At 43.2% G+C, this 13,517-nt stretch carries 14 protein-coding genes; 8 read left to right on the top strand and 6 right to left on the bottom strand.

Features of this window, described 5'->3' with window-relative positions; all coding sequences use genetic code 11:
* Window positions 1-14 precede the first annotated feature (14 nt).
* Together LPH68_RS05245 and lysS are read right to left on the bottom strand one after the other, a co-directional pair.
* The gene (locus LPH68_RS05245) at window positions 15-1,010 is read right to left on the bottom strand and encodes an NAD(P)H-dependent glycerol-3-phosphate dehydrogenase (RefSeq protein ID WP_004299378.1); all 996 of its coding nucleotides are present in this window, start codon (window positions 1,008-1,010) and stop codon (window positions 15-17) included.
* Between the two features lie 26 nt (window positions 1,011-1,036).
* The gene (gene lysS / locus LPH68_RS05240; RefSeq protein WP_074559468.1) at window positions 1,037-2,764 is read right to left on the bottom strand and encodes a lysine--tRNA ligase; all 1,728 of its coding nucleotides are present in this window, start codon (window positions 2,762-2,764) and stop codon (window positions 1,037-1,039) included.
* 105 nt (window positions 2,765-2,869) lie between these two features.
* Here lysS and LPH68_RS05235 point away from each other — a divergent pair, with 105 nt between their 5' ends.
* Window positions 2,870-3,316 carry an MATE family efflux transporter gene (locus LPH68_RS05235; protein ID WP_230296871.1) on the top strand — a complete coding sequence of 149 codons (447 nt, stop codon included), beginning with the start codon at window positions 2,870-2,872 and terminating at the stop codon, window positions 3,314-3,316.
* On the top strand, window positions 3,205-4,221 hold the full coding sequence (locus tag LPH68_RS05230) for an MATE family efflux transporter (protein WP_370638794.1): 1,017 nt from the start codon (window positions 3,205-3,207) through the stop codon (window positions 4,219-4,221). The genes LPH68_RS05235 and LPH68_RS05230 overlap by 112 nt, the downstream gene beginning before the upstream one ends.
* On the opposite strand, the gene LPH68_RS05225 is transcribed toward LPH68_RS05230, so the two are convergent.
* Window positions 4,211-5,071, bottom strand: coding sequence for a helix-turn-helix domain-containing protein (locus tag LPH68_RS05225; protein WP_117683260.1), 861 nt, complete (start codon window positions 5,069-5,071; stop codon window positions 4,211-4,213). The genes LPH68_RS05230 and LPH68_RS05225 overlap by 11 nt on opposite strands.
* 179 nt (window positions 5,072-5,250) lie before the next feature.
* Here LPH68_RS05225 and LPH68_RS05220 point away from each other — a divergent pair, with 179 nt between their 5' ends.
* Genes LPH68_RS05220 through LPH68_RS05210 form a run of 3 tightly spaced genes read left to right on the top strand, consistent with a single transcriptional unit; the run spans window position 5,251 to window position 10,825 of the window.
* A complete protein-coding gene (locus tag LPH68_RS05220; protein ID WP_007751831.1) occupies window positions 5,251-6,321 on the top strand; it encodes an efflux RND transporter periplasmic adaptor subunit in 1,071 nt (356 codons plus the stop codon).
* Entirely contained in the window at window positions 6,318-9,458 is a 3,141-nt protein-coding gene (locus LPH68_RS05215; protein WP_151923020.1) for an efflux RND transporter permease subunit, read from the top strand. The genes LPH68_RS05220 and LPH68_RS05215 overlap by 4 nt, the downstream gene beginning before the upstream one ends.
* Complete coding sequence (locus tag LPH68_RS05210; RefSeq protein ID WP_008650184.1) at window positions 9,455-10,825, top strand: TolC family protein; 1,371 nt, start codon at window positions 9,455-9,457, stop codon at window positions 10,823-10,825. The genes LPH68_RS05215 and LPH68_RS05210 overlap by 4 nt, the downstream gene beginning before the upstream one ends.
* Before the next feature lie 23 nt (window positions 10,826-10,848).
* Here the strand turns inward: LPH68_RS05210 and LPH68_RS05205 are convergent, their stop codons facing one another.
* The gene (locus LPH68_RS05205) at window positions 10,849-11,094 is read right to left on the bottom strand and encodes a DUF4248 domain-containing protein (RefSeq protein ID WP_004299385.1); all 246 of its coding nucleotides are present in this window, start codon (window positions 11,092-11,094) and stop codon (window positions 10,849-10,851) included.
* A gap of 142 nt (window positions 11,095-11,236) precedes the next feature.
* Window positions 11,237-11,716 (bottom strand): HU family DNA-binding protein, encoded by a 480-nt coding sequence (locus LPH68_RS05200; RefSeq protein WP_004299386.1) that lies wholly within the window; start codon window positions 11,714-11,716, stop codon window positions 11,237-11,239.
* Between the two features lie 330 nt (window positions 11,717-12,046).
* On the opposite strand from LPH68_RS05200, the gene LPH68_RS05195 reads away from it, so the two are divergent.
* From LPH68_RS05195 to LPH68_RS05185, 3 genes are read left to right on the top strand one after another with little or no spacing between them, the layout of a single operon-like run.
* Window positions 12,047-12,313: a DUF3791 domain-containing protein gene (locus LPH68_RS05195; protein WP_004299387.1), complete on the top strand. Its 267-nt coding sequence runs from the start codon at window positions 12,047-12,049 to the stop codon at window positions 12,311-12,313.
* Entirely contained in the window at window positions 12,310-12,444 is a 135-nt protein-coding gene (locus tag LPH68_RS05190; protein WP_004326183.1) for a DUF3990 domain-containing protein, read from the top strand. The genes LPH68_RS05195 and LPH68_RS05190 overlap by 4 nt, the downstream gene beginning before the upstream one ends.
* 20 nt (window positions 12,445-12,464) lie before the next feature.
* A complete protein-coding gene (locus LPH68_RS05185) occupies window positions 12,465-12,668 on the top strand; it encodes a DUF3791 domain-containing protein (RefSeq protein WP_004299389.1) in 204 nt (67 codons plus the stop codon).
* A gap of 35 nt (window positions 12,669-12,703) precedes the next feature.
* Here LPH68_RS05185 and LPH68_RS05180 read toward each other — a convergent pair whose 3' ends face one another.
* A complete protein-coding gene (locus LPH68_RS05180; RefSeq protein ID WP_120081040.1) occupies window positions 12,704-13,303 on the bottom strand; it encodes a DsbA family protein in 600 nt (199 codons plus the stop codon).
* Window positions 13,304-13,517: the final 214 nt, after the last annotated feature.

Raw genomic sequence — 13,517 nt, 5'->3', positions numbered from 1 at the left:
TTCTTGTTTAAAGATTATCTAAAAGAGTCAGTCAGCAATTTAATCTCGATCATTGGTGAGATACGTTCGTATAGGATGTTATACACAGCGTCTAGTATCGGCATATTGACATGATGATGCTTATTGATTTCTTTGATACATTTCGTACCATAGTACCCTTCTGCAATCATTTCCATTTCAATTTGCGCACTCTTCACGGAATACCCTTTACCTATCATCGTTCCGAAAGTACGGTTACGACTAAAGTTGGAGTAGCCGGTCACCAATAAATCCCCCAGATAAACAGATTCATCCACGTTTCTGTTCAACGGATGCACCGTGTTCAGGAAACGATTCATTTCCTGAATGGCGTTAGAGATCAATACAGCCTGGAAGTTGTCGCCATATTTCAGTCCGCTACAGATACCGGCAGCAATGGCATACACGTTTTTGAGCACCGAACTGTATTCGATACCCGCCACGTCATCACTGACAGATGTTTTGATAAAACTGCTTCCCAGACGGCGTGCGAAGATACGTGCCTTGTCTTTATCAGGGCAGGCGATAGTCAGGTAGGAGAGTCGCTCCAAAGCTACTTCTTCTGCGTGGCAGGGACCTGCAAGGACTGCTATGTTTTCTGGTGGCACACCATATTCTTTTGTGAAGTATTCCGATACAATAACGTTGTCATCGGGTACGATTCCTTTGATAGCGGTGATGATAAACTTATCTTTTATCTTGGTTTTCAGCTTTTTCAGATGTGCTTTCAGATAAGGAGAGGGAGTGACGAAGATCAGTGTATCCGATTCTTTCACAACATCGTTGATGTTGGAACTGAAAGTGATGCGTCTCGTATCAAATTTCACTCCTGTCAGATAAGCCGGATTGTGCCCTAATCGTTTAAAATCGGCAATGCGGTCGTCTCGCCGCATGTACCAATTGATAGAGTCCTCTTGGGCCAGACACATCTTTGCGATGGCTGTAGCCCAACTTCCTCCGCCCATTATCGCTATCTTGCCGGGTAATTTCATTTGTATGGATTTGGATGAAGAACTTATTAAATTTTCTGTATCCACTCAGTTACGTCGTTTACCGACGGATTGGTCAGTTCTAATTTATATTTCTTGTTAATGCCGCAGATGTCCTGGTGCAGCTTCTGCGGATTGACATCTTTCATGTCGGCAACTGTGTTGTAACCGGCTTTTTGAATCACCGGAACCCAGTCTTCTGCAATTCCCAATTCCATGTATTTGGCAGCAGCGTCTTTTTTCACTACTTTTTCCGGGCGCATTTGCGGGAAGAACAATACTTCCTGAATGGTAGTCTGTCCGGTCATTAACATCACCAGACGGTCGATACCGATACCGATACCCGATGTAGGAGGCATACCATATTGTAAAGCGCGCAGGAAGTCCTGATCGATAATCATCGCTTCGTCGTCTCCCTTGTCGGCCAAACGCATTTGTTCTTTGAAACGTTCTTCCTGATCCAGCGGATCGTTCAATTCCGAGTAGGCATTAGCCAGCTCTTTACCGTTCACCATCAGTTCGAAACGTTCGGTCAGTCCCGGTTTAGAGCGGTGCATCTTGGTCAGCGGAGACATTTCAACCGGATAATCGGTGATGAAAGTCGGCTGGATATATGTACCTTCGCAGAATTCTCCGAAGATTTCATCAATCAGCTTGCCTTTACCCATCGTCTCGTCGATTTCTTCCATCTTCAGTTCCTTGCAGACTTGGCGGATTTCCTCTTCGCTCTTGCCGTTCAGGTCATATCCTGTCTTTTCTTTGATAGCGTCCAGAATAGGCAGACGGCGGTAAGGAGCTTTGAAGTTGATGGTTTTTCCGTCAACCACTGTTTCTGTGCTACCGTTTACTGCGATACAAATACGTTCCAACAACTTTTCGGTGAAATTCATCATCCAGTTGTAATCCTTATATTGTACGTAGAGTTCCATACAAGTGAACTCCGGGTTATGGGTTTTGTCCATACCCTCGTTACGGAAGTTCTTACCTATTTCATATACACCTTCAAAACCACCTACGATCAGTCGCTTCAGATAAAGTTCTGTTGCGATACGCAGGTAAAGATCCATGTCCAGTGAGTTATGGTGAGTGATGAACGGTCGTGCGCTTGCTCCACCGGCAATAGATTGCAGGATGGGAGTTTCCACTTCCGTGTAACCGGCTTCGTCCAAAGCATTGCGCAATGTTTTCACAACAGTGGCACGTTTCAGGAATGTTTCTTTGATACCGTCGTTCACTACCAGGTCCACATAGCGTTGGCGATAACGGAGTTCGGGATCTTCAAAAGAGTCATAAGCTACCCCGTCTTTGTATTTAACGATAGGCAACGGTTTGATAGACTTTGCAAGTACAGTCAGTTTCTTAGCATGGATACTGATTTCACCCATTTGTGTGCGGAACACGAAACCTTCGATACCGATAAAGTCACCTAAGTCGAGCAGGCGTTTGAATACAGCGTTGTACAGTTCTTTGTCTTCTCCCGGACAGATATCATCGCGGGTGATGTACACCTGGATGCGACCTTTAGAGTCCTGCAATTCAACGAAAGAGGCTTTACCCATCACGCGGCGGCTCATGATACGGCCGGCTACGGAAACCTGGCGTGGTTCTTCGTCGTCTTTAAATTCAGCTTTAATATCTGTAGAGAAAGCATTGGTTACATACTCTGCAGCAGGGTATGGATCAATACCCATTGCACGAAGCTCATTCAGACTGTTACGTCGAATAATTTCCTGTTCACTTAGTTCTAATATATTCATTTCGTTACGTATTAACTCAATTTTGTGGGCAAAAATACGAAACTTTTCTCATATATCCTGTAATCCGTCTCTTTTTTGTATCTTTGCACCCTCAAACTAATAGGTATGACAGGACAAAAGACACCCACTGCGTTGGGTACGGAAAAGATTGGAAAGCTTTTAATGCAGTATGCCATTCCGGCAATTATCGCCATGACGGCGTCTTCTCTTTATAATATGGTAGATAGTATTTTCATCGGTCATGGAGTAGGGGCGATGGCTATCTCCGGGTTAGCATTAACCTTTCCGCTAATGAATCTTGCCGCGGCTTTTGGCTCTTTGGTGGGGGTAGGTGCAGCTACATTGATTTCTGTGAAGTTGGGCCAGAAAGATTATGATACCGCACAGCGGGTTTTGGGAAATGTGTTTGTATTAAACCTTATTATAGTATCTCTTTTACGCTGGTCGTTCTGCCTTTTCTTGATCCGATACTTTATTTTTTCGGCGGAAGTGATGAGACTGTCAAATATGCCCGCGAATTTATGCAGGTTATTCTGCTGGGAAATGTGGTAACTCATTTATATTGGGGACTGAATGCAGTGCTTCGTGCCTCGGGACATCCGCAAAAAGCGATGGTGGCAACCATCACGACCGTGTTAATCAATGTATTACTTGCACCTTTGTTTATTTTTGTATTCGACTGGGGAATTCGCGGGGCGGCCACAGCTACGGTTTGTGCGCAGTTGATCGCCTTGGTCTGGCAGCTTCATCTGTTCTGTCGCAAAGACGAACTGATACGATTGAAAAAAGGTATTTTCCGTTTGAAACGGAAGATCGTGTTGGATTCATTGGCTATCGGTATGTCTCCCTTCCTGATGAATATGGCGTCTTGCTTTATTGTGATTCTGATTAATCAGGGATTAAAAGAGCATGGAGGTGATTTGGCGATCGGTGCATTCGGTATTGTTAATCGTATTGTTTTTGTCTTTATTATGATTGTATTGGGACTGAACCAGGGGATGCAGCCCATTGCGGGATATAATTTTGGTGCGAAGCTCTATCCTCGTGTGACGGAAGTACTGAAAGTAACCATTTATTGTGCAACTGTAGTGACAACGATTGGTTTCCTGATAGGTATGTTCATTCCGGAAATCGTATCTTCCATTTTTACTTCGGACGCAGAATTAATCAGTATCGCTTCTAAAGGATTTCGTGTAGTGGTGTTCTTCTATCCGATTGTAGGTTTTCAGATGGTAGCTTCCAATTTCTTCCAGAGTATCGGAATGGCAAGTAAAGCCATTTTTTTGTCGCTGACCCGACAGATGTTATTCTTAGTGCCCTGTTTATTGATTCTACCTCATTATTATGGACAAATGGGTGTTTGGGCCAGTATGCCTGTGGCAGATTTGGCGGCTAGTCTTATATCCGGAGGTATGTTGTGGTGGCAGTTCCGGCAGTTTAAGAAAGTTACTGTTTGATAAGTTTGTTCCGATATTCTTTAGGAGATATACCGACATACTGCTTGAAATATTTCCCGAAGAATGATTGTGTGGGGAAGTTGAGCTTGGTCGCTATTTCCTTAATACTTAAATCGGTATTATCGAGCAGATATTTGGCTTCTGTAATGACATTCTGTATAATCCACTGCAAAGCACTACTCCCTGATTTCTCCTTGATGACAGAAGAAAAATATCGGGCGGACAGACATTGCTTGTTTGCATAGAAAGTAACATCCCGTTCCTGATGATAATATCGATAGAGGGTAATCATGAAATTTTGGAAAATCTTATCCTTTTTATCCTGTGGTAGTGGTGTTTGCGGTTCGTTGTTGAAATAGATGTTTAATAACTCATAGCATATCACTTGTCCCCAGGATTTGATTAATTCAGAAATTAAATGTTGTTTCTGTCGGGAACTGTTACAGATATTCTCCCTGTTAATTCGTTTTTCTACAGATTTGAGCAAGTTCTCTACAAATGTATATTGCTCTTCGGAAAGCGACAGACAGGGATTTTCCCGCAAATAAAGCAAGTTTTCCGAGTTGGCTACTTTGTTTACTATCGGTATGACATAATCCAGATCGACCTCTATCATGATTCCTTTCAGGTCTGCGCTTCTTTGGCGTATCTGTAGAAGGTTGGCTGCAGTATATATGAAAAGATTCCTTTTGTTAATCTGATATGGTCTACCTCCCAGCAGGATTTCCGCCTGTCCTTTCTGGCAGAGGAAAAGTCCGCATTGGTTGAATTCGGAAATAATGCATCCTTCTTTCATGGAAGTATCTTCCGGAGATATTATAACATACTTGAATGGCATCAGTGGTTCCATATTCCTTTTCGTTGAAATGAATTTCCTTACAAAGTAACAAACAAATAAATACAAATAGCAAACTATTTCGGCTTTTTATCTTAGCTAACGTACAAATAGAACAATGTTTCGTCTAAATCAACCTTTCTCCTCATGTTTGCTTGGGATACTTTTGTGACAACTAACTAATAAGTGAAAATATGAGACGATTAGACTTCTTATTAACAGGATTTTTAGCAGTTCTGTTGACTTCGTGTGGGCAACGTGTACAAAACACAGACAGTAAGCCGGCAGTGAAGATTGATACCGTACTTTCTGCCGACAGACAAATAGCTTTGCAGTTTCCGGGACGGGTGAAAGCGGCACAGGACATAAGTCTGTCTTTCCGGGTGAGTGGTACTATTCAGTATATGCATGTAAATGACGGTGCCTATGTGCGTAAAGGGCAATTACTGGCAGAATTAGATCCGACAGACTATCAGATTCAGCTGGATGCGGCAGAAGCAGAATATCAAAGTGTGAAAGCGGAGGCGGAACGGGTGATGGCACTTTATAAGGAAAATGTGACAACACCGGATGCTAACGATAAGGCCGTGTACGGATTGAGACAGATTACCGCCAAATATAACCATGCTAAAGATCAGTTGGCATACACCCGTTTGTATGCTCCTTTTAGCGGATATGTGCAGAAACGTCTTTTTGATTCCCATGAGACGGTAGCTGCCGGTATGCCCGTCGTTTCCATCATCAGTGAGGGAAGCCCGGAGGTAGAGATTAATCTTCCGGCAGTGGAATATATTCGTCGACAGCAGTTTACCCGCTACTATTGTACATTCGATATTTATCCTCATCAAAGATATGCTTTGGAACTGATTAGTGTCACCCCTAAGGCAAATGCCAATCAGTTGTACACCATGCGGCTTCAACTGAAGAAAGAAGATAAACAGGCAGTTCCATCGCCCGGCATGAATACAATGGTAACTATCGAATGTAGTGAAGGAGATGTGCGTAACCTGTCGGTTCCCGGTGGAGCGATTCTTCGTGAGAACGGGCGTACGAGTATCTTTCTTTATGATGCTTCCAGTCACGCTATTCGCCGTTGTGATGTGACCGTCACCCGTCTGCTTAGCGACGGCAGATGCCTGATTACTTCAGACGGAGCGAATCCCGGTGATTTGGTTGTCGCTTCGGGGGTGCATCATGTAAAAGAGGGAGAACAGGTGGAACCGCTTCTTCCGGCTGCTGAAACCAATGTGGGAGGACTGCTATGATTGATATTAGTAAATGGGCATTTGAGAACAAGAAGTTAATCTACTTCCTGATTGCCGTACTGATTGTAGGAGGAGCTTATTCCAGTTATGAAATGAGTAAACTGGAAGACCCAGAAATAACGGTAAAGCTTGCCATGGTAGTCACCACCTATCCCGGTGCGTCTGCGCATCAGGTAGAATTAGAGGTGACGGATGTACTGGAGAAGAATATTCGCTCCATGGGGAATATAGATAATGTGGAAAGTTATTCCTACAACGATCTCTCCCTGATTCAGGTAGAACTGAAAACGACTGTCAAAGAGACGGACGTAGAACAATGCTGGGATCTGTTGCGTCGTAAAGTGGCGAACGCACAGGCAGAACTTCCCGAAGGTGCCAGTCCTTCTATTGTAAAAGATGATTTTGGAAATGTTTACGGAATGTTTTTCGCTTTGACGGGTGACGGACTTTCCGACAGGGAACTGTCTGATTATTCAGAACTGGTGAAACGTGAAGTCAGCGAACTGGATGGGGTGGAACGCGTCGACTTATACGGTAAACGTCCCGAATGTATTAATATCTCTCTTTTGCAAGACCGGATGGCTAACTTGGGTGTGAAACCCGCCGAAGTGCTAGCCACATTGAACGGACAGAACCAAACGACTTATACTGGTTACTATGATAATGGCGATAATCGTATCCGGGTGACAGTCAGTGACAAGTTTAAGACGGTGGAGGATATCGGTCGTATGCTGATTCAGGGACATGATGCCGATCAGTTGCGGTTGAGTGATATAGCCCGTATTGAGAAAGATTATGAAGATCCTACCCGCAACGAATTGTTTTATGACCGTCAGCGTGCGATAGGAATAATGGTGGCCGCTTCTTCGGATGCCGACATTATCAAAGTGGGGCATCAAGTGGAAAAGAAATTGGAGCAACTGAAAGTCGAACGCCTTCCAGCGGGGGTAGAGTGCCATAAAGTTTTCTATCAGCCGGAACGTGTAGGCAGTTCGTTGGGGACGTTCATTCTTAATCTGATAGAATCTGTGATTATCGTAGTTGTTATTCTGATGATTGCTATGGGATTTAAGAGCGGGGTGATTATCGGTATCAGTTTGGTAGTGACGGTATTCGGTTCCTTTCTGTTCCTTTATTTTATGAACGGTACGATGCAGCGTGTTTCATTGGCCTCGTTCGTGCTTGCGATGGGGATGCTGGTGGATAATGCGATTGTTATCATCGACGGTATTTTGGTAGATTTGAAAGCCGGAAAGAGTCGGATGGAGGCAATGACTGCCATCGGACGGCAGACAGCGATGCCTTTGCTGGGAGCTACTCTGATTGCCATCATCGCTTTTCTTCCTATCTTTATGTCTCCTGATACGGCAGGCGTTTATACGCGCGATTTGTTTATCGTACTCGCTGTTTCCTTATTGCTTAGTTGGGTGCTGGCTTTGGTGCACGTCCCGTTGATGGCTGACCGGATTTTGCATCCGGAAATCTCTGCGGCAACTACTGCTGCCGGAAAACGTGTGTATGAAGGAAAGATTTATGCTGTGCTCCGTTCATTATTGAAATTCAGTCTGGCACATCGTTGGAGTTTTGTGTTTACAATGATTGCTTTGGTATTGCTTTCGGCTTTCAGTTATCGGTTTATGAAGCAGGGCTTTTTCCCGGATATGGTCTACGATCAGCTTTACATGGAATATAAATTGCCGGAAGGGACTAACTCCACTCGTGTAGCACGTGACTTGGAAGAAATCGAAGTTTACCTGAAAAAGCGTCCGGAAGTTACACACGTCACTACTTCTATCGGTGGTACACCTGCTCGTTATAACTTGGTGCGTAACGTAGCCAATCCTTCCTTATCTTACGGTGAACTGATTATCGACTTCACCTCTCCGGACGATTTGGTGGATAACATGGCGGAAATTCAACAATATCTTTCACAACATTATCCGGATGCTTACGTAAAGATGAACCGCTACAATCTGATGTTCAAAAAATATCCTATTGAAGTGCAATTTACCGGTCCTGATCCTGCTGTTTTGCATCAGTTGGCAGACAGTGCCCGCAAGATTATGGAGAATTGCCCGGATGTTTACCTGATTACCACGGACTGGGAACCGCAAATTCCGGTACTGACTATTGAATATGACCAGCCTGCGGCACGTGCTATCGGATTGAGCCGTAATGATGTAAGCCTATCTCTACTGACCGCTACCAGCGGCATCCCTATCGGGTCTTTCTACGAAGGTATTCACAAAGATAATATCTACTTGCGTTGTCTGGACGAACACGGAAATCCGATTGAAAACCTGGGCAATACGCAGATATTCTCGTCTCTTCCTTCTCTGAACGGTTTGCTGACACAGGAAATGATGATGAAACTGAAGACAGGAACACTATCAAAAGAAGAACTGGTGGAAACGTTGATGGGAACAACTCCGTTAAAACAAATCAGTAAGCGGATTGATGTGAAGTGGGAAGATCCGGTGGTTCCCCGTTATAACGGGCAGCGTAGCCAACGGGTGCAATGTTCTCCTGTTCCGGGGGTAGAAACGGAGAAGGCGCGGCAATCCATTGCCACGCAGATTGAACAGATTCCGCTGCCTGACGGATATCGGCTTCAATGGCAAGGCGAGAGGAACGCCAGCACAAAGTCTATGCAATATCTGTTCAAGAATTTCCCGTTTGCTATCATTCTGATGATATCCATTCTAATCATGCTGTTCAAAGATTACCGGAAACCGGTTATCATCTTCTGTACTATTCCGCTGGTATTTGTCGGTGTTGTTACTGTAATGCTGCTTACCGGGAAGACATTCAACTTTGTGGCTATCGTCGGTACATTGGGATTGATCGGCATGATTATTAAGAATGGTATTGTATTGATGGATGAGATCACTTTGCAGATTAATCAGGGAGTAGAACCTGTGACGGCATTGATAGATAGTTCGCAAAGTCGTCTCCGTCCCGTGATGATGGCTTCGCTGACTACGATTTTGGGAATGATTCCATTGTTGCCGGATGCCATGTTCGGTTCGTTGGCGGCTTCTATTATGGGTGGGTTGCTGTTCGGCACGTTGATAACGTTGCTTTTTATCCCGATTTTGTATGCATTATTCTTTCATATAAAAAAGACAGACAAATGAAAAAAGAAATTCTTGTAGCCATTAGTGTAGCGGGTGTATTGTTCGGCCTGTCGGTTTCTCTTGCCGCGCAAGAAAAACTAAGTCTGGCGCAATGCCGTGAAATGGCACTGAAATATAATAAGGATATGGCTGCCGCTAATAAGCAGACGGAAGCAGCCCGATTGATGTCTCTTAGTTATAAAGCCAATTTCTTCCCTAATTTTACAGTCAACGGAACGGGTATTTATAGCACAGCGGACGGAAGTCTCGGAGTTCCGGGAGGAAACCTTCCGGTTTTCTTGCCCAATCCTGCTACCGGAGAACTGGTATCGAGCGGTTTCGCTTATTTTCCCGGACTGAATCTGGACTATAAGGTCGGAACTGTTTACTCGGGCGGTGTACAAGTGGAGCAACCTCTTTATATGGGAGGAAAAATCCGTGCCGCCTATAAAATGTCACTATTGGGAAAGGAAATGGCACATTTGAACGAAGCTTTAACTACTTCGGAAGTTATTCTGAATACAGATAAAGCATACGTGCAGTTAGTGAAAGCCAAGGAGATGAAAAAAGTAGCGGAAAAATATCACGCCTTACTGACGGAACTTTCCAAAAATGTAAAGAGTGCTCATCGGCATGGCATGAAACCGCAAAATGATGTACTGAAAGTGCAAGTGAAGCTCAACGAGAGTGAACTTTCTTTGCGAAAGGCTGATAACGCCCTCCGTCTTGCAAGTATGAATCTTTGTCATTACATCGGCCGCCCTTTGACAGCACAGATTGATATATCCGATGATTTTCCGGAAGTGGAGCAGGAGTGGAAAGTGCAGGTCTCTGACATAACTGCCCGTCCCGAATATGGAATCTTGAACAAACAAATAGCCATTGCCGAGCAGGAGGTAAAGCTGAATCGTAGTGAACTGTTACCGCGTATCGGCGTCAGAGGTAGTTATGATTATCTTCACGGATTGGAAGTCAATGATGAAACTTTGATGAAAAAGGGTGCTTTTTCCGTATTCCTGAATGTCTCTGTCCCTCTGTTTCATTTTGGCGAACGTACCAATAAAGTAAAGTCTGCCAAAGTGAAGTTGGAACAAGCTCGTCTTGAACAGGAAAATGTCAATGAAAAGATGTTGCTGGAGTTGATGCAAGCTGCCAATAATCTGGATGAGGCCCGGTTGGAAACGGAGCTTTCCGAACGTTCGCTGGAACAGGCAGAGGAGAATATGAAAGTCAGTGGTAAGCAATATGAAGTGGGACTGGAAACTCTTTCGGATTATCTGGAAGCACAAGTGCTTTGGCAGCAGGCTTATCAGACGAAAGTGGATGCCCATTTCCAATTGTATGTGAATTATGTGGCTTATTTGAAAGCGGCGGGACAACTGCAATGATAAAACCAGTATTCTGGACATCCTTATGGAATGTCCAGAATACTGGTGATGATTTGTACCTGTCGGGGAGTAAAAGTTCGTGTACGCGGATGATAACCTGTGGCAGTCAATAACCGGAGCAGTTCTTTATTTATTTTAATCCATTTGGTGAATATGCGTATGGCGCAACGGGGTGTAATGTTCGGATTGTACATACAAGCCAATTCCTTTTTCTTATAAGTTTTAATGCGAAACGGAATTTCTTCCTCTTCTGATGGCAATTCTTTCATGTTGATATTTTAATGTTTTAAGATGTTGTAAAGATACAAAATAAAAAAGGCGTTGTCAAGTCTTTTACAGGAATACTTTGGGAAACAGTATCCGCCCGTAGGCGGGTACTGTTTTCCTGCTTTTAAAGGCTGATGATTAGTCTTATGCTGCCGGGTCCGGTGCTTCTCCTTTGCCGTCATCCGGGTTTGGATTCGGGTTGGGATCCGGTTGCTCCGGGCTGATGGAACCATCATCGGAAGCCACCGCTTTTTGAACACTGACTTTACTTAGCATCTCTTTGAATTTGTAGCCCGGAGTGAAAATGATTTTCACTCTGCGTATCGTATCGCTATCTACATCTTTTTCAGCATCCTGACTTTCGCAATTCATACCTGGACGGAAGCATCCGAAATCTCCTAATTGAACAGAGATGCCTTTTCTAAGGTTGAGATTCAATGTATCGATCAAAGCATCAAGTACAAATTTTACCGCTCCACTGGGGACCATTCCTACTTTGGTGATTTCCTCGCACAAATCTCTGAAATCCACCGTATTGGTGATTACATTTTGTGCTACATACTTTTCAGCTTTAGTTTTATCAAAGCCGAATGTTCTTTTTTTAATGACGTATCTAAGTGCCATAGTTTTTTGTTTTTTTTAATTAGTTACTTTACTTATCAATTCTCTTTGTGATCACGATGCAAAGATACTATGGGCACTTTCCGGGGAGGTGCTTTAACGATCCTAGATGTACGTACTTTGATTCACTTTTATTTATTTTGTTTGTATGATTCTGATTTATAGATTCTTAGATGTTCTACTTTAATAGCCATTTCCAAATAGGGAGTATTTCAATCAGTTTCACGATACTCAAATGTTCTTGATAATCATAAAATATGCCGAAAAACGATGAACGTTGCAAGAATAAACACTATATTTGTACATATTACACTAAGATAATAGAGGTATAGTATGCTACATTCAAGCCAATCAGCCCCCGTTGTTGATGGCAAAGTCATGGAGTTTGTGATTTTTGCCATTGAGAGTGCCGCCCAGAAGTTGGGTATTCCGGCTCCTACTCTCTATAACCGTTTGGAAAAACTGAATCTTATCCGTCAATACCTGATAAGTGGATATGACATGCTTCACACCCAGAGTCGTGAGTACATAGCCGATACGTTGGTAGAAGCTCTTGAAAACTGGGAAGCCCATTATAAAGAAAAAGGAGAATCTGTATGAAGGTCTATCATGGTAGTACGCAGGCCGTAGAGTATCCTTTGGTCGGTGTCGGACGCGAAAACCTCGACTTTGGTAAAGGATTCTCAATCAACGTCTCATTGACGAGTGTCTCTCTTTCAAAGAATATATAACAATAAAATAACCTGCGTTTATGATAGATGTATTAGTATGGAATAAATACACTCGTGTGGTGATGCAATTAGCGGAGCGTTTGAATATTTCTCCCGAAAAAGCATTGCACTTGTTCTATAATAGTAAGGTATATGCATTGCTTCTTAATAAACAATATCCGCTTATAACGTTGAGTGATGCCTACATCACTGATGAAATCATACTTGAGTTACAACAGCAATAATCTTGTTGTGGCTCTTAATTCTGTGTTCCAAGAGTTTATACCTTTATATATACAGTCAACTTTCCAACCCCTTCTTTCCGTATTATTCCGTCAGTGATAAAGGAATTTAATTCTTCAATAGCTACTTTTTTATTTCGTCCTGTCAGATGGCTATAATCTGTCCGGCTGATGAATAGGTGATTTTCCAAATATGTGTTGAGGCGCTCGCGACACGTCTCACGGGAGATACTATTTTTCTTAGGGCGTGTGATAGATTCTCCTCGTTGCAGCCTCATTTTGTCGCCTACTTCTTTCTTGAATGGACGACTTGCGCGGAAATTAATATTTTTCATTTGAACAGACGCTGCCCGAATTTCTTTTTTATCTTTAACCGGCGGACATTGCAACGATGTAGAGAAGAATCCGAAGTTTCCCATTTCTACATTCCAGCCGTCGGCTAGTAAATCCCGTGCTTCATTGGCAAAGGCTTCCATGGCTCCTGCCAATAAACTTCTGCTGATACCGGTAAATTTGTGGACACGATCCAGAAACTCTTCTTTATCTACGGTTCCTTTGGAGACAATACGGGCATGTAGCGGTTGTTTCTCTCCGTCAGGTGACGGTGGATTTTCAAATAAGTCATATAAAGCACTCATATTCTGTTATTAATGGATTAATTACTACAGGGCAGACGCATTAAAAATTATTTTCCTGTAAAAGTTGTGACAAATATTTTTCATCCCATCCGGCTTTTAGTCTTTTCAGATTCATGCTTCCTTTTGTTGTTTTTTCATTCTTTAGTATGGTAAGTGCCATCTTTGTTGCCACCGAAAAGTTTCTGGCTGCATTTTTCACCTTTTTACTGTAGTC

This window comes from Bacteroides sp. 1_1_30 (assembly GCF_020982715.1).
In the GTDB taxonomy this organism is placed as follows: Bacteria; Bacteroidota; Bacteroidia; order Bacteroidales; family Bacteroidaceae; genus Bacteroides; species Bacteroides xylanisolvens.
Note: the sequence above shows the minus strand (reverse complement) of the source record. Positions and strands in the feature narration are given on the sequence as shown.